Source organism: Longimicrobium sp. (assembly GCF_035474595.1).
Lineage (GTDB): Bacteria > Gemmatimonadota > Gemmatimonadetes > Longimicrobiales > Longimicrobiaceae > Longimicrobium.
The window spans coordinates 1-15,973 of record NZ_DATIND010000011.1; the positions used below are offsets into that span (position 1 = coordinate 1).

The window sequence follows — 15,973 nt, forward strand, 5'->3', positions numbered from 1 at the left end:
GAGATCTCGCGCAGCGAGTACGGGCTGTCCGGCGCGGTGCAGCACGGCGCCAGCACGCTGCCGCAGAGCGCGTTCGGCACCTTCCCCGACGTGGAGACGGCCGAGATCCACCTGGCCACCAACTTCCAGAACCTGCTGTACGACAACATCCCGTCCGAGCTGCGCGACCGGATGTACGAGCACTGCCGCCAGAACTTCCCCGACGAGCGGAAGCCCAGCGACACCGAAGAGCAGTTCATCTACAAGGCGCGCAAGAAGGCGCTGGGCGCGTTCAAGCGCGAGCTGTGGGAGCTGCCCGAGGGCGACCGCGAGAAGGTGCGCGCGGTGCTGCGCGAGACCTTCGCCTTCCTTTTCCGCCAGCTGCGGGTGGACGGCACGCAGGAGATGGTGCAGCGCATCGTCTCCATTCCCGAGATCCGCCGCACCGGCCCGGCCGCCATGCGCATGAAGGCCGCCGCCGACGACTGGGACCTGTCGGACTGATCGTCATCTCCCTGAAGCACGGGAGATTCGGGGAAGAAGATGAGAACGGGCGGGCCGCGACTGGGTCCGCCCGTTCCTTCATCATCCCCGGACCTCACGCGGAGACGCGGGGGGGTTCGTGCGGGCGGATGAAGCGGGTCTGGTAATTATCTCTGTATACAAACGGAGAGACGTCATCCTGAGTCGAACACCGCGCTGCGCGCGACCACGGGGGATGAAAGGAGATTGGTCGTGAGCGCTGATGCCACAGAATGAGCGGATCAGCCTCGCGCAGTTTGCGAGGCTTCCCGTAGTTGTTGCTGCGACTTCAGTCGCCGGTGACCGGCTGCGCGCGGAACCTTCTATTCAGGCGGGCCGCCCACACCGTCGTTGCCGCTGCACGAGCGGTTGCAGGCCGAAGGATCTATACGTGAGGCTGCACGTGCGCCGGCTTACACGATCGATCCCGAAGCTGGTATGAGCTCTCCGCGGCTCCGAGTCTCCACGCGAGATCGAGGGATGCCGTCCGTGCATGCCACGCCCGCTCCCGCCACCGATCGCCTTCCATGAGCCCCGGGTCTCCGTGTCTCCGCGCGGGAAAAGGATGCTTCCGTGGGAACGGTTTGTGCTACCGGGCACTTGGAACGCCCGCGTCAGGTGAACGGGCGTTTGATGGAGACGGCCCGGATTCCCTGAAGCCAGACTGACGACGACGTTCGGGCCGCGGCACCCACCGGTGCGCGGCCACGGGACGCCGTACACCCGAGATCCGTGATCACCGAGACCCCCAGCCTTCACCCGGCCGGCGCCGGCGCGCCCCCCCACCCTCCCGGCCCCGACGCCGCGGACGGGCTGGCCCTGCGCGCCAACAAGCTCGACCTGCTGGAGCGCCTGGCCGACGACCTGGCCCACGAGATCAAGAACCCGCTGCACTCCATGGTCATCAACCTGGAGGTGCTCAAGCGCCGCGTGGCCCGCGCCGACGCGGCCGAAGAGGTGCAGCGCTACATCGGCGTGCTGGCGGGCGAGCTGGAGCGGGTGAACCGGCGCATCGAGCTGCTGCTGCGCCTGTCGCGCCCCGGGCGCGGCGCCGAGAACACCACGCTGAACGAGCTGGCCGAGGAGGTGATGGAGCTCATCCAGCTCGAGGCGCGCCACCACGACATCCAGGTGGAGTACCGCCCCGAGGGGGGGATGGCGCGCGTGCACGTGCCCCGTGAGCCCAGCCGCCAGGTGATCCTGAACCTGGTGCTCGAGGTCATGGACCGCATGCAGCGCGGCGGCACCCTGTGCATCTCGGTGGCCGAGGAGAACGGCGAGAGCCGCTTGGCGCTGGCCGACAGCGGCCGCGTGGTGGCCGCGCTCTGCGGCGACCCGTCGCCCCGCATGGCCGCCGCGCACGCGCTGGCCGAGGCGGTGGGCGGGCGCGTGGAGGCACGCGAGGCGGCGGGCGCGCCCGCGCTGGTGTTCGCGCTGCCGCTGGCGAACAAGTCCTAAGTCCCAAGTCCTGAGTCCTGAGTGACCTGATCGCCCATCCTTGGTGGGGCGCCCAACCGCTTGCCACTCAGCACTTAGGACTTAGCACTCAGGACTTCCGCAGGTCCAGCCGCCGCAACGGGTTGACCCTTTTCGGCGGCGTTGGGTATAGGTATACTTCACATCTGGCACACTGAAAAACCACCCCCGGAACACACGGCCGGCAATGGCAGAAAAGATCCTGGTCGCGGACGACGAGCGGCACATCGTCGACGGTTTGCAGATGCTCCTGGCCGACGACGGCTTCGAGGTCGACACCGCCACCGACGGCAAGAAGGCGTGGGAGATGGTGAGCCAGGGCGGATACGGCGTGGTGCTGGCCGACCTGCGCATGCCGGAGATGGACGGGCTGGAGCTGTTCCGCCGCATGCGCGAGGCCGGGATCCCCAGCGAGATGATCATCATCACCGGCTCGGCCAGCGTGGACACCGCCGTGCAGGCCATGCGGCAGGGCGCCTACGACTACCTGGAGAAGCCGCTGAACATCGAGCGGCTGAAGGCCCTTCTCCCCAAGGCGGTCGACGCCTTCCGGGTGAAGCAGGCCAACAAGCAGCTCGAGGAGAAGCTCAAGAACCTCACCCGCTTCGGCGACCTGATCGGCCAGAGCGAGGAGATGCGCGACATCTACTCGATGATCGAGGCCGCCGCGCCGAGCGCCGCCAGCATCTTCATCGTGGGCGAGAGCGGCACCGGCAAGGAGCTGGTCGCCCGCGCCATCCACGACAAGAGCGGGCGGGCGAAGGGGCCGTTCATCGCCATCAACTGCGCCGCCTTCCCGCGCGAGATCCTGGAGAACGAGCTCTTCGGGCACGAGAAGGGCGCCTTCACCGGGGCCATCAACGAGAAGCCCGGGTGCTTCGAGCTGGCCGACGGCGGCACGCTGTTCCTGGACGAGGTGGCCGAGATGGAGGCCGACATCCAGGTGAAGCTGCTGCGCGCGCTGGAGCAGCGCTCGTTCCGCCGGCTGGGCGGGAAGAAGGAGATCCACGTGGACATCCGCGTGGTGAGCGCCACCAACAAGGTGATCCAGAAGGCGCTGGACAGCGGCGAGCTGCGCGAGGACCTGTACCACCGCCTGGCCGTGATCCCGCTCACCCTGCCGCCGCTGCGCGAGCGCCGCGGCGACGTGCGCGTGCTGGCCGAGCACTTCCTCCGCCGCTTCGCCGAGGAGAACCAGAAGCCGCTGAAGGGCTTTTCGGCCGACGCGCTGGAGTTCATCAACACCTACCGCTGGCCGGGCAACGTCCGCGAGCTGAAGAACGCGCTGGAGCGCGCGGTGATCCTGGCCCGCACCGACAGCGTTTCGCTGGCCGACCTGCGCGCGCACGAGCTCATCCAGAGCGACGACCGCGAGATCCGCCTTCCGGTGGGCACGCCGCTGGAGCAGGCGGAGCGCACGCTGGTGCTGAAGACCTTCTCCTTCGTGGACGGCGACCACCAGCGCGCCGCCACCATGCTGGGGATCGAGGAAGACGAGCTGCGCAACCGCCTGAACCGCGCGGTAACGCCGGAGCCGGCCGGAGTCGCGTAAGCCTCTCCATCGCAACAGATCGATCGCGGGCCGCGCTTCCCATCGGGGGCGCGGCCCGCGTCGTTTGTCGGATCTCCACCACAACAACCAACAGCCCAACAACAACAGGGACGGTGGCTGGATGGAGATCGATGGGGCGTTGCGCGCCGGGAACCCTCATCCCCCCGGCCCCCTTCTCCGACAGCAGGAGAAGGGGGAGACCTAACCGAGAGAACAGCTTCGGCACCGGGAGGGATGCATCCTGCCCGCCTTGCCGGCTCCCTCCCCCGGCCCCTCCGCCCGCTCCCGCGGGGAGTAGAGAACTCAGCGTGAGGTGGCCTGCGGAGTGGCGCCGATACCTGGTCGGGTCACGCGTCACACCACCGCCCGACGAGTGCGCCACCGCCCGCGCGAGGCGGTCGAAGTTACCCCCTCCCGTTATCGGGAGGGGGTACGCGGCCCCAGCCGCGGGGGGAGGGCTCCACGGGCGCCGCGGTGATGCAGCGATGCTTCACCTGCATTCCATCAGAGCCTCTGGTGACGCTCGGCCGGTGCGGAGCACGTCAAAGGTTTGCCGCACGATCTTCTTGATCTGGCGCGGGTTGCTGCATTTTGGTGACAACATTCGTTTACCTGAATGTGGCATGCCGATTGCCCTTCCAGGGGTACGAGCGACGGAGGATGACCGCGCACCGAGGTTGCAGGGCAATGGCTGCACAACGTATTCTGGTCATCGAAGACGAGCCGGGTGCGCGCGAAGCGCTGGAGAGCCTGCTTTCCGAAGAGGGCTACACGGTCGCGTCGGCCGAGAACGGCGAATCGGGGATGCGGCGGCTGAGCGAGTTCCGCCCCGACACCGTGGTCTGCGACTTCTACCTTCCCGACACCGACGGGCTGCAGATCCTGCGGCGGGTTCGCTCGCAGGCCGCCCACCCGGTCACCTTCATCGTCATCACCGGCGCCTGCGGCGGCGACGGGGTGGAGCGCCTCCTGAAGCGCGAGGCCGACTTCTTCCTGCAGAAGCCGGTGGACCTGAAGCGGCTGCGGCACGCGCTGGAGCGCACCGTGGCCCCGGCCGCGCACGGCCCCAACGGGCACCCTCCCGCGGCCGCCGCGACCTGACCCTTCCACCGCGGACCCCACACATGGCGGACTACGACGACCTGCCGACCTTCGTGATCGAAACGCGCGGCGGCGGGGGTGCCGGCACCTTCCTGCTGGGCGCGCTGGTGGGCGCCGCGGCGGCGCTGCTGCTGGCCCCGCGCTCGGGCACCGAGACGCAGGCCGAGATCGCGGGCGCCGCGCGGCGCCTGGCGGACGACGTGCAGGGGCGCGTGAACGGCGCGCGCGACCAGGTGATGACGCGGGTGGAGGGCGCCCGCGACCGCGTGGGCGGCGCCATCGGCGGGGTGCGCGGGCAGGTGGAGTCGCGCGTGCAGCAGGCCCGCGCCGCGCTGGACGTGGGGCGCGGCGCCGCCGCCACCGCGCGCGGCGAGCTGCAGCGCCGGGTGGACGACGCCAAGCGCGCCTACCGCAGCACGCTGGGCCGCAACGGCGACGGCGGCGACGCGGGCGAGGAGGCGGACGCCGGCCCGGCGGCCGCGAGCGCCGAGATCGTGGTCACCGAGGTCACCACCGAGGAGGACCGGGGCGACCTGGCCTGATGCGGTCGACACGCGCGCCCGCCGACCGCGAGGTCTGAGCGATGTCTACCGTGGAGCGCAGGCGCTGGATGCGCCGGGTGAACGTGCCGAGGGCCGCCGTGGCGGCCCTCGCACGCTTTGCGCGCTACGGCGGCGACTTCGTGGGCCACCTGTACCGCAAGGCGGGCGAGGACGAGATCTTCTTCCTGGCCGGCGGTATCGCCTTCGACGTGCTGTTCGCGGCCGTTCCCTTCCTGCTCATGCTGGTGGGGATCTTCGGCATCGTGCTGGCGCGCGTGGTCACCGACCCGCGCAAGGCCGCGGTCGACTACATCGTCACCATCCTCCCCCCCACCGAGTCGGTCGTCCGCCGCAGCTACCAGATCGTGGACGCGGTGCTGGCCGGGCGCACCAGCTTCGGGGTCGTGGGCCTGGTGCTCTTCCTCTGGATCTCGTCGCGCCTCATCGCCACGCTGCGCACCTCGCTGAAGGAGATCTTCGACCTCCCCGAGGAGCGCGGCATCGTGGAGGGGAAGGTGTTCGACCTGCAGATGATGCTGGTCGCCGGGACGCTCTTCGTGGCGAACACCGGGATCACGGTGATCCTGGACGCGGCGCAGAACCTGGGGGTGCGGCTGATCGGCACGCGGTGGATCGACATGCAGACGGTGCAGCTGGTGTGGGCGCGGCTGCTGGCGTTCCTCTTCATCTTCCTGATGTTCCTGCTCATCTACCGCTATCTTCCCAAGCGGCGCACGCCCTGGCGGATGGCGATGGTGGCGGCGGTGTTCACCTCGCTGGCGTGGGAGCTGCTCAAGGGGCTGTTCGCCATCTACGTGCTGCACGCCGGCAGCTGGCAGCAGGTGTACGGCGTGCTGGTGACGCCCATCATCCTGGTGCTGTGGATCTACTACTCGGCGGTGGTGTTCATACTGGGCGGCGAGATCGCCCACGTGTACGACCTGATGCGCATGCGGCGGCTGCAGCGCGAGCTTCTGGAATAACAGTACGAAAGTACGGGAGTACGATGAAGTTTCCTGCGAAGGTCCTGGTTTCGTTCGCCGCCGCGGCGCTCGCGGCGGCTTTCGGCGCGCGGACGGCGGCGGCGCAGCTGCCGCTGGAGCCGCTGGCGCTGGAGCACGGCGTGGCCGGCGAGGGCGCCGAACGCTACCGCGACCCCCCGGTGAACGTGGAGGGGAAGTACGTGGTGATCTCCCTGGCCGAGCACCGGCTGTACCTGATGGAGGAGTCGCGCGTGCTCTGGTCGTCGGTCGTCGGCACGGGGACGGGAACGCGGCTGGAGGGGGCCGGGCAGAAGTGGGAGTTCTCCACTCCGCGCGGGATGTTCCGCATCCAGCGCAAGGAGAAGAACCCGCGCTGGTACGTGCCCGACTGGCAGTACATCGAGCGCAAGGAGCCCATCCCCCCCGCCGACAGCCCCCGCCGCTGGGAGCGCGGGATGCTGGGCACCACCGCGCTCTACCTGGGCGAGGGGATCGCGGTGCACGGTACCAACCACCCCGAGCTGCTGGGCCAGAACGTCTCGCACGGCTGCATCCGCATGTCGAACGAGGCGGTGCGGTATCTCTACCACCAGATCGACGTCGGGACGCCGGTGTTCATCTACTGAAGTGCTGAGTGCTGAGTGCTGAGTGCTGAGTGCTGAGTGCTGAGTGCTGAGTGCTGAGTGCTGAGTGCTGAGTGCTGAGTGCTGAGTGCTGAGTGCCGAGTGCCGAGTGCCGAGTGCCGAGTGCTGAGTGCCGGGTGGTGCATGCCGAGGCTTCGGTGCGTTTCCGACGCCTCGCGCCCTCTCCCCGCGCCTTGGAGCGCTCGCCCTCTCCCGTTCCGGGCGAGGGGGGCGGCCAAACCATCGGCGCGGCCTGCAAACTATGCTTGCGCCAATACTTCCCCGTGCCGGGGATGCCGGTCCAGCTACCTCTCCCGGTACGGGAGAGGTGGACGGCCTAGGCCGGCCGGAGAGGGCGCGGTGCCGGAGCACGCGATGTAGCTGACGACGCAAAGAATCGCCAGCCGGCATCGCCGATCCGACGCTGAAAACCAACCGAGCCCCGGCCGTCGCGATGACGGCCGGGGCTCGTGGCTTCGACCTGCTGGCGTGGCGTCAGACGCCGGCGAGCGCGGGCTCTTCCACCGTCTCCTCGGCCAGGAACCTGGCCGCGAGGTCCACGTACTCGCTGGTGCCGATGAAGAGCGGGGTGCGCTGGTGCAGCGACTCGGGCTCGATCTCCATGATCCTGCGTTGCCCGTCCGTCGCTTTCCCGCCCGCGTGCTCCACGATCATGGCCAGCGGCGCGGCCTCGTACAGCAGCCGCAGCTTGCCGTTGGGGTTCTTCACGTCGGCCGGGTACATGAACAGCCCGCCGTACAGCAGGTTGCGGTGGAAGTCGGCCACCAGCGACCCGATGTAGCGCGACGAGAACGGCCTGGGGTTGTCGGGCGTGGCGCCCTTCATCCAGTCCACCATCCGCCGCTGCCCGGCGCTCCAGCGCGAGTAGTTGCCCTCGTTCACGCTGTAGATGCGCTGCCCCTTCTCGGGAATGCACATGTGCGGGTGCGACAGCAGGAACTCGCCGATCGACGGCTCCAGGGTGAAGCCGTGCACCCCGTTCCCCGTGGTGTACACCAGCATGGTCGACGAGCCGTAGACCACGTAGCCGGCCGCCACCTGCTTGTAGCCGGGCTGCAGGCAGTCGTCCACGCAGCCGCGCGGGTGGTCGCTCACCTTGCGCTGCACCGAGAAGATGGTGCCCACCGAGACGTTGGCGTCGATGTTCGACGAGCCGTCGAGCGGGTCGAAGACCACCGAGTAGTTGCCGGTGGGAAAGCGGTCGGGGATGGGGATGAAGTCCTCGACCTCTTCCGACGCCATCCCGCACAGGTGGCCGGTGTGGTCCAGCGCCTTGAACAGCACCTCGTGTGCGTACTCGTCCAGCTTGCGCACCTCCTCGCCCTGCACGTTCACCTCGCCGGTGTACCCCAGCACGTCGGCCAGGCCGGCGCGCCGCACCTCCTTGCCGATCATCTTCGCCGCGAAGGCGATGTCGTACAGGATGTTGCTGAATGCGCCCGTGGCCTCGGGAAACTGCCGCTCGGCCTCGATGATGTGGCGCTCGATGGTGATGATGCCCTTGCTGCTCACGGATTCCTCGCCGTTTTCTTCGGGTCCGCGCGGTAGCGCCGTTCCCGCTCGTAGGCCTCGACCTCGTAGCGGTTGCCCATGTAACCGCGGCGCACCCACTCCGCCACGTACTTCACCGCGAACAGCCTGTCCGCCCGCCACTGCTCCACGTGCACCAGCTCGTGCACCAGCAGCCCCTCGTCGATCTCCACGTCGGGGTGGACCAGGATCGTTCCGCCCAGCGTGACCGCGGCGGCGTGCCCCTTCATCCGCCCCGTGACCCCGCCGATCCGCGGGATCCACCGGTTGCGCCGCACCTTCACCCCCGGCGGGAGCGGCGCGCCCGGAAGCTCGCCCGCCGGTACTTCCCTTCCGATCACCCCATCGGCGATCCGCGACAGCAGCTTCACTGCGTCTCCCGATGCCAGCTGCGTCCGCCCGGGTCGACGTCGATCGTCACCGTGCCGTCCAGGTCCGTCCGCGCCACGTCGATGCCGTCGGAGCGGAGGCGGGCGACGGTCTCGGGGGCGGGGTGTCCGTAGCGGTTGCGGCGGCCGCAGGAGATCACGGCCAGCGCGGGGCGAACCGTCTCCAGCAGCTCCTGCGACGAGGCGGTGCGGCTCCCGTGGTGCCCCGCCTTCAGCACCGCCGAGCGCAGCCGGTCGCCGTAGCGCGCCACCAGCGCGTGCTCCACGAAGTCCGGCGCATCGCCCGTAAGCAGCATGGAGAACGCCCCATAGCGGAGCTCGACCACGGCCGAAATGTCGTTCGCGTCCGCGGGCGCGTCAAGAACGTCCGCAGCGGGCCACAGGAACGTCAGTTCCACCCCGTCGATCCGCAAAGCACGGTCCTGCCGTGCCGCAGCCCAGTGCACGTGGGTCGATTCGGCCACCGCGAGGACGCCGAGATACTGCGGCGTCCCGAAGGCCAGCCCGGGGTCGATCAGCCGCTCCACCGGCATCCCCCGCATCACCGCGGGCGCGCCGCCGATGTGGTCCACGTGCGGGTGCGTGAGCACCATCGCCTCCACCCGCCGCGCCCCGTGCGCGCGGAGATAGGGGAGGACGCGCCGCGCGCCGGCATCGAAGTGCTCGTCCGCCGGGCCCGCGTCCACCAGCACCCAGCGGTCGCCCGGCGTGTGCAGCGCGATGGCGTCTCCCTGGCCGACGTCGAGGATCACGATCTCCAGCCCGCGCGCGGGGGCGGCGGCGAGCGGGAGGAGGAGGAAGACGGTGCCCGCGGCGGCGGGGGCCACGGCCCAGCGGACGCGCTGCCGCATCCGCGCCGACCACTCCAGCGCGAGGAGAAAGGCCAGCGCCGCCGCGGCCCAGAGCCACCACGCCGGCCGGGCCACTGCCGCGTGCCCGCCGGGGACGGCGGCGGCGACGTCCACGATCTTCTGCAGCGCGTCCATCGCCAGCGAGGCGCCGTCCGCCACCAGCCGCGCCAGGCCGGGCGACAGCGGCTCGATGGCGCACGCCGCGCCGATCCCCACCAGGGCGAGGCTGCTCAGGGGGATGGCGGGGAGATTGGCGAGGATGGAAACCGGCGCGGCCTGGCCGAAGTGGTGCGCGGCGATGGGTGCCGTCGCCACGAACGCGGCGACGCTGACGACGAGGGATTCGGTCAGCGGCCGCACCACCTTTCCCTCGCGGAGACGCGGGGGGACGCGGTCGAGCATGGCGCGGCGGAGGACCAGGATCCCCAGCACGCCCGCGAAGGAGAGCTGCACCCCGGCGTCCAGCGCGGCCATCGGCTCCAGCGCCAGGATCACGAACGCCGCGGCGGCGATGATGGAGAAGGGGGATGAGGGGCGCTGCAGGACGAGGGTGAGCAGCGTGAGCGCCGTCATGATCCCCGAGCGCACGGCCGACGGCGGCGCGCCGATCATCGCCAGGTACAGGGCGACGAGGACGATGGTGAGCCACACGGCGGCGTCGCGGCGGACGCGGACGACGCGCGCCAGCAGCATCAGCGCCGCGGCAACGAGGGCGACGTGCGTCCCCGAGATGGCGAGCAGGTGCACCAGCCCCGACGCGGCGAAGCGGTCCGCCACGGCGCGGTCCAGCGTCTCGCGCCGGCCCAGCACCAGCGCGTCCGCCAGCGGCGCGTTGCGCGGGAAAAGGCGGCGGATCTGCCGCTCGGCGCGGCCGCGGAGCGCGAGCAGCGGGTGCCGCGCGAACGCCGCCGGCGCGGCGACGGCCGCGGTCCGCGCCAGCACGTAGCCGCGGTACGCCGGGTCCGCCGGCCACCGGCTGGGGTCCACGGGGGAGGGAAGGAGCCGCCATTCCCCCATCACCCGCAGCTCCGTCCCCGCGGCGAGGGCGGGGGCGCCGCGCGGGAGGCGGAGGCGCACCTCGACGTCGCATCTCTCGACCAACTGGCCCCGGACCGACGCGCGGGCGACCTGCAGCGGGAGGAGGGGGATGCGCTCGGTGCTGTCCCGCGGCGGCGCGAAGTCGGCCGCGAGCGCGCCGGTGACGGAGAGCGCCGCGCCGTCCGCCAGCGTCGAGCGGCAGTCGCCGGCGGCGTCGCTCCGCGCGAGCGCCGCGTCCCCCGCGCCCGCCAGCGCCAGCGCGGCGAGGAGGGCGGCGTGCGTGGCCCGGCGCGGCATCGCCATCCCCGTCACGGGACGGTGGAGCGCGGCGGCGGCGAGGACGAGCACCGCCGCGAGGGCCGCGGAGGCGGGCACCATCTCCACCCGCAGGCCGAGGAGGAGCCCGCCCAGAAAGGCGAGGAAGGCGGAGACGAGGGGGATGCGGAGCGCCGTCATCTCCCTTCAACTCCTTGCGGACGATGCAGATGCGGCGGACGCAGATGGCGCGGCGGTTGCATGCGCGGCTCCTGACGGCCCGTCCGGGCCGGTGGAGGGTGATGAACCGGAGGTGCGAGATGCGAGTGCGCTTGAAGCTCGGGATCGCGGCCGCGTGCACCGTGCTCGCCGCCGCCGCGTGCGATGGGGCCAACGCCTTCACCGGCAGCGAGTTCGGCCGCAACGGCGGCGGCGCGGCCGGCGTGGGCACCATCCAGGGCCAGGTGACCGAGGACGGCGCGGGCGCGGGCGGCGTTTCCGTGATCCTGGTGGGGCAGGACTCCACGGTGACCAACGGCGCGGGCGTGTTCACCTTTACCAGCGTGCCGTCGTCCACCTACTCGGTGGCGGTGCAGGTGCCGCTCGGCTTCGCGCTGGTGGCGGGGCAGACGGCCACGCGCACCGTGACGGTGACCGACGGCGCCACCACGGGCGTAACGTTCAACCTGCAGAGCACCACGACCGTGCCCTGAGCACGCGCGCCGCCCGGAACGCGGCGGCGCAATGTAAACGGAAGCGCGAGACGATAAACGCCGTGAACGCTCGGGGCAAGCCCCGCGTTCACGGCGTTGTCATTCGGTGCGTCGCGCGACCTCAGGTAAACGGAGTCGCGGAACGAATTTGCCTCGATTCTCCCCAACATCGCAGGATCTCACGCGGAGACGCGGAGACGCGGAGAGCTCCGTGCGCGCGATGAGTTCTCTGCGTCTCCGCGTCAGATCAGCTCAGGCTTCGAACGCGTCGCGAGGCTCGGGACGGGCGGAGACGGGGGAAGACGGGGGATCGGCGGCGTCGAGGAGGCCGTGGGCGCGGAGGAGGTCGCGGGTGCGGCGGTCCTGCGGGAGCGAGACGAGGAGCATGGCCGCCATCCCCAGCAGGAAGGCGGCGAAGAGGGCGATGGCGAGCGGAACGGCGTTCAGCCGGACGATGCCCAGGCTGATGCTGACCCGCTCCCAGCGGTTCAGCACGGCGAAGATGCCGGCCAGAACGGCCACGATGGCGACGAAGATCCAGCCGGCCGGCTTCACGCCGCCATCTCCGCCAGCTCGGCGCTCTCCACCAGCTCACCGCTGAAGGTGGAGCCGGAGGTCCCCGTCAGCCGCACCTCGGCGAAGGTGCCGATGAGCGAGGCGGGGCCGTCGAAGGTCACCACCTTGTTCCCCGCGGTGCGCCCCTGCACGCCGCCGCGCCGGCCCTCCTTCTCCACCAGCACCTCTTCCACGCGCCCCACCTCGGCGTGGTAGATCTCGGACTGGATCTGCCGGTGGGTCTCGATCAGCCGCTCCAGCCGCGCCTGGCCGATGTCCTCGGGAACGAACTGGTCGCGCGGGAGGCGCGTGGCGGGCGTTCCCTCGCGCTCGGAGTAGCGGTAGAGGAAGGCGTCGTCGTAGCGCACGTGGCGCATCAGCTCCAGCGTGGCCTCGTACTCCTCCTCGGTCTCGCCGGGGAAGGCCACGATCACGTCGGTGGAGAGGGCGATGCCGGGCATGGCCGCGCGCACCCACTCGATCTTCTCCAGGTACTCGGCCACGGTGTAGCGCCGCAGCATGCGCTTCAGCGTGCGGTCGTGGCCGGCCTGCACCGGGAGATGGAGCTGCCGGCAGACGGCGGGCTCCGCCGCCATCACCTCCACCAGCTCGCGGGTGAAGCCGTTGGGGTGCGGGCTGGTGAAGCGCACGCGCCGGATCCCGTCCACCCGCGCCACCTCGCGGAGGAGGCGCGGGAAGCTCCAGTCGCCGTGCTCCCAGCTGTTCACCGTCTGCCCCAGCAGCGTCACCTCGGGCACGCCGTCCGCCGCGAGCTGGCGGACCTCGGCCAGGATCGCCCGAGGGTCGCGGTTCTTCTCGTCGCCGCGGACGTAGGGGACGATGCAGTAGGTGCAGCGGTAGTTGCACCCGCGCTGGATGGGCACCCACGCCGAGACGGCCGAGACGCGCTTCGCGGCCACGCCCTCGTAGTTCTCGTGCGGATCGAAGCCCAGCACGGTGAGGCCGCGGGGCTGCTGCGGGGCGTGCGTGCCGTGCGCCAGCGGCAGCGCCGGGGGCGGCGTGCGGCGGGCGGACACGTCGGCCAGCTTCTGCGGGAGCTGGCGGTAGGCGTCGGGGCCCATCACCAGGTCCACGCCGCCGGCGCGGCCCAGCAGCGACTCGCCCATGCGCTGCGCCATGCACCCGGTGACGCCCACCACGGCGCCGCCGCGGCGGAACTGCTGCAGCTGCCCCACCCGGCCGATCACGCGCTGCTCGGCGTGGTCGCGGATGGCGCAGGTGTTCACCAGGATGACGTCGGCGTCGTCGGGGGTGTCGGTGGACACGAACCCCTGCTCCGCCAGGATGCCGGCCATCAGCTCGCTGTCGCTGATGTTCATCTGGCACCCGTACGTCTCGATGTAGGCTTTCTTCATGGGATCGGTCAGGTCCTGCAAAACAAGGCTGGGCGAGAACCGCCTGCGTACACCCGAGCGCCCGCGGGGTTCAACGCGGCGGGCCCAGGCGCAGCTCCGTGCTCACGCACGCCCTCGGACGTCATCCTGAGTCGTCCCCGCGCTGGCGCGCGTCCAGGGAGGTGAGAAACTCAGATCGCATTACGCAGCAACAACTGGCGCGATGATTTTCTGTTCAGGCCGGCCACCCCGTGACGGGGCATGCGCAGGCGTTGGCAGGCCGAAGGACTATCGCCCGTCCCGCACGTGATTCGGGGAAACGCACCGATGGCTCTGGTGCGATTCCGAGACTCACGCGCGTCGGCTGGCTATAGATCCTTCGGCCTGCAAATTCTTGCGTGAACACCGGTTGCGGCGTGGCCGGCCTGAATAGAAAGTGCGCGGGCGCAGCCGGTCACCGGCGACTGAAGTCGCAGCAACAACTACGGGAAGCCTCGCAAACTGCGCGAGGCTGATCCGCTCACTCCGCCGCCCCGGTGCTCACGGCCGATCTCCTTTCATCCTCCGTGGTCGCGCGAAGCGCGGTTTTCGACTCAGGATGACGTCTCCTGAGGGGGGTGTTCTCCGCTGACCCAAATCCTACCGCGCCAGGCGCGTGGCCCAGTCTTGCAGCGCCTCGAGGAGCTTGCCGACCCAGACGCGGGTGGCCTCGTCGGTGAGGCGGCCCTCGGCGTCGAACTTTTCGTGCGCGCGGAAGACGAGCACCTCCGGCTGCGGCAGCGCGGGCGTGTTGGTGAAGACGAACGAGCCGCGCAGCTGCGTCTGCGCGCGCGCCGTGCCCGTCTGCCCCGGCGAGGCGCCGAAGAGCGCGGCGGGCTTCCCGTTCAGCGCCGACTGGCCGGGCGGGCGGCTGGCCCAGTCGATGGCGTTCTTCAGCACGCCCGGCACGCCGTGGTTGTACTCGGGCACGGCGACGAGGATCGCGTCGGCGGAGCGGATGGCGGCGCGGAACTCCTCCACCGCCGCGGGAACGCCGGCGCGCTCCACGTCCTCGTTGTACAGCGGGATCCCGCCGATGTCGAAGATCTCGATCTCCATCCCAGCGGGCGCCAGCTCCTTCGCGGCACGCAGCAGCGCGCGGTTGTACGACGCCTCGCGCAGGCTTCCCGCGAATCCCAGGACTTTCATCGGATAGCTCCGGATGGAGGGTGAATGGATAGTCCTAAGTCCTAAGTCCTAAGTCCTAAGTCCTAAGTGCTGAGTGCTGAGTGCTGAGTGCTGAGTGCTGAGTCTTTTCACTTAGGACTTGGCACTTAGCACTTAGGACTTCTTTTCTTCTTACCTCAATACCTCCAGCCCCGCCTCGATCTCCTCCCGCTGATCCGCCATCCACGCCGGGACGCGCAGTTCCGTGCCCAGCGTCTCGCGCGGCTCGTCGACCAGGAAGCCGGGGCCGTCGGTGGCGATCTCCAGCAGCAGCCCGTCGGGCATGCGGAAGTAGATGCTGCGGAAGTAGTCGCGGTCCATCACCGGGCTCACGCTCACGCCCAGGCTCAGCAGGTGGTCGCGCCACTCCGCCTGCTGCTCGTCGCTCCTGGCGCGGAACGCCACGTGGTGCGTCTGCCCCACGCCGCCCTGCGCCCACTTCCCGTTCTTCGGGAAGCCGAAGAGCGTGAACGCGCTGTGCGGCGCCACCGACTGCCCATCGTAGCTCCCCCAGAACCAGTGCGGAATGTCCGGCGCGTCCTGGTTCACCGTCTTCTTGATGAGCCGCAACCCCAGCGCGCGCTCCAGGAAGTCGTTCGCCTCCTCCACGTCGCGGGTGATGGCGGAGATGTGGTGCATCCCGCCCAGCGCCATGTCGGGCGTGATCTCCGGCACCGGCTCGGGCCAGGTGCGCGCGTGGATGGCCGCCTCGTCGCGGTGCCCGCGCAGGTTCCCCTCGCCGGGGATGATGATCTGCCGCCCCAGCGCGTCCGCCGGCTCGTCGAGCGTGTAGCCGGGCCCCTTCGTCGCGATCTCCAGGATCTGCCCGTCGGGATCGGAGAAGTAGATGCTGTGGAACCAGCGCCGGTCGTACGGCCCGCTCACCGGCACGCCCGCGTCGGTCAGCCGCCGCTTCCACTTCAGCAGCCCGTCGTCGGTCGCCACGCCCATGGCCACGTGGTGCACTCCGCCGATCCCCCAGCGCCCGCGCGGCGCGTGCGGCCACTCGAAGAAGGTCAGCAGCGTCCCCGGGCTCCCCACGGGATCGCCGAAGTACAGGTGGTACGAGCCGGGATCGTCGAAGTTGACGGTGCGCTTCACCAGCCCCAGCCCCAGCACGCTGCGGTAGAAGTCCAGCGTGCGCTGCGCGTTCGCCGACACCATGGTCACGTGGTGCAGCCCGCTCGTGGCCAACGATTCCATCATCCCCTCCCCTTTAATTCTCAGTGCTGAGATACTGACCTACAGTGTGTTCGCCGGATCTTCCCGCCGGTCCGGTCCT

General features: G+C 70.2%; 14 protein-coding genes and 1 pseudogene. 8 read left to right on the forward strand and 7 right to left on the reverse strand.

Annotated elements, in window-relative coordinates:
• From VLK66_RS01915 to VLK66_RS01945, 7 genes and pseudogenes are all read left to right on the forward strand, one after another.
• Positions 1 to 483 (forward strand): annotated as a pseudogene (locus VLK66_RS01915) (aldolase); the annotation flags it as partial.
• Between the two features lie 750 nt (positions 484 to 1,233).
• Positions 1,234 to 1,959 (forward strand): histidine kinase dimerization/phospho-acceptor domain-containing protein, encoded by a 726-nt coding sequence (locus VLK66_RS01920; protein WP_325307423.1) that lies wholly within the window; start codon positions 1,234 to 1,236, stop codon positions 1,957 to 1,959.
• A 205-nt stretch (positions 1,960 to 2,164) separates the two neighbouring features.
• Complete coding sequence (locus VLK66_RS01925) at positions 2,165 to 3,529, forward strand: sigma-54 dependent transcriptional regulator (RefSeq protein ID WP_325307426.1); 1,365 nt, start codon at positions 2,165 to 2,167, stop codon at positions 3,527 to 3,529.
• Positions 3,530 to 4,216: 687 nt separating this feature from the next.
• The gene (locus VLK66_RS01930; protein WP_325307428.1) at positions 4,217 to 4,630 is read left to right on the forward strand and encodes a response regulator; all 414 of its coding nucleotides are present in this window, start codon (positions 4,217 to 4,219) and stop codon (positions 4,628 to 4,630) included.
• Between the two features lie 23 nt (positions 4,631 to 4,653).
• The gene (locus VLK66_RS01935; protein WP_325307430.1) at positions 4,654 to 5,172 is read left to right on the forward strand and encodes a YtxH domain-containing protein; all 519 of its coding nucleotides are present in this window, start codon (positions 4,654 to 4,656) and stop codon (positions 5,170 to 5,172) included.
• A 41-nt stretch (positions 5,173 to 5,213) separates the two neighbouring features.
• Positions 5,214 to 6,155, forward strand: coding sequence for a YihY/virulence factor BrkB family protein (locus tag VLK66_RS01940; protein WP_325307432.1), 942 nt, complete (start codon positions 5,214 to 5,216; stop codon positions 6,153 to 6,155).
• Between the two features lie 23 nt (positions 6,156 to 6,178).
• The gene (locus tag VLK66_RS01945; RefSeq protein WP_325307434.1) at positions 6,179 to 6,781 is read left to right on the forward strand and encodes a L,D-transpeptidase; all 603 of its coding nucleotides are present in this window, start codon (positions 6,179 to 6,181) and stop codon (positions 6,779 to 6,781) included.
• 492 nt (positions 6,782 to 7,273) lie between these two features.
• On the opposite strand, the gene fbp is transcribed toward VLK66_RS01945, so the two are convergent.
• From fbp to VLK66_RS01960, 3 genes are read right to left on the reverse strand one after another with little or no spacing between them, the layout of a single operon-like run.
• Positions 7,274 to 8,311, reverse strand: coding sequence for a class 1 fructose-bisphosphatase (gene fbp / locus VLK66_RS01950; RefSeq protein WP_325307436.1), 1,038 nt, complete (start codon positions 8,309 to 8,311; stop codon positions 7,274 to 7,276).
• The gene (locus VLK66_RS01955; RefSeq protein WP_325307439.1) at positions 8,308 to 8,700 is read right to left on the reverse strand and encodes a DUF4157 domain-containing protein; all 393 of its coding nucleotides are present in this window, start codon (positions 8,698 to 8,700) and stop codon (positions 8,308 to 8,310) included. Before VLK66_RS01955 ends, fbp begins: the two co-directional genes overlap by 4 nt.
• On the reverse strand, positions 8,697 to 11,063 hold the full coding sequence (locus tag VLK66_RS01960) for a DNA internalization-related competence protein ComEC/Rec2 (protein WP_325307441.1): 2,367 nt from the start codon (positions 11,061 to 11,063) through the stop codon (positions 8,697 to 8,699). Before VLK66_RS01960 ends, VLK66_RS01955 begins: the two co-directional genes overlap by 4 nt.
• Positions 11,064 to 11,182: 119 nt before the next feature.
• Here VLK66_RS01960 and VLK66_RS01965 point away from each other — a divergent pair, with 119 nt between their 5' ends.
• A complete protein-coding gene (locus tag VLK66_RS01965) occupies positions 11,183 to 11,575 on the forward strand; it encodes a carboxypeptidase-like regulatory domain-containing protein (RefSeq protein ID WP_325307443.1) in 393 nt (130 codons plus the stop codon).
• 252 nt (positions 11,576 to 11,827) lie between these two features.
• On the opposite strand, the gene VLK66_RS01970 is transcribed toward VLK66_RS01965, so the two are convergent.
• The 4 genes from VLK66_RS01970 to VLK66_RS01985 all read right to left on the reverse strand — a co-directional run bounded on the left by VLK66_RS01970 (position 11,828) and on the right by VLK66_RS01985 (position 15,897).
• Positions 11,828 to 12,130: a hypothetical protein gene (locus tag VLK66_RS01970; protein WP_325307445.1), complete on the reverse strand. Its 303-nt coding sequence runs from the start codon at positions 12,128 to 12,130 to the stop codon at positions 11,828 to 11,830.
• Positions 12,127 to 13,506 carry a tRNA (N6-isopentenyl adenosine(37)-C2)-methylthiotransferase MiaB gene (gene miaB, locus VLK66_RS01975; protein ID WP_325307447.1) on the reverse strand — a complete coding sequence of 460 codons (1,380 nt, stop codon included), beginning with the start codon at positions 13,504 to 13,506 and terminating at the stop codon, positions 12,127 to 12,129. The genes VLK66_RS01970 and miaB overlap by 4 nt, the downstream gene beginning before the upstream one ends.
• Before the next feature lie 618 nt (positions 13,507 to 14,124).
• On the reverse strand, positions 14,125 to 14,673 hold the full coding sequence (locus VLK66_RS01980; RefSeq protein WP_325307449.1) for an NAD(P)H-dependent oxidoreductase: 549 nt from the start codon (positions 14,671 to 14,673) through the stop codon (positions 14,125 to 14,127).
• A gap of 150 nt (positions 14,674 to 14,823) precedes the next feature.
• On the reverse strand, positions 14,824 to 15,897 hold the full coding sequence (locus VLK66_RS01985; RefSeq protein ID WP_325307451.1) for a VOC family protein: 1,074 nt from the start codon (positions 15,895 to 15,897) through the stop codon (positions 14,824 to 14,826).
• Between the last annotated feature and the right edge of the window lie 76 nt (positions 15,898 to 15,973).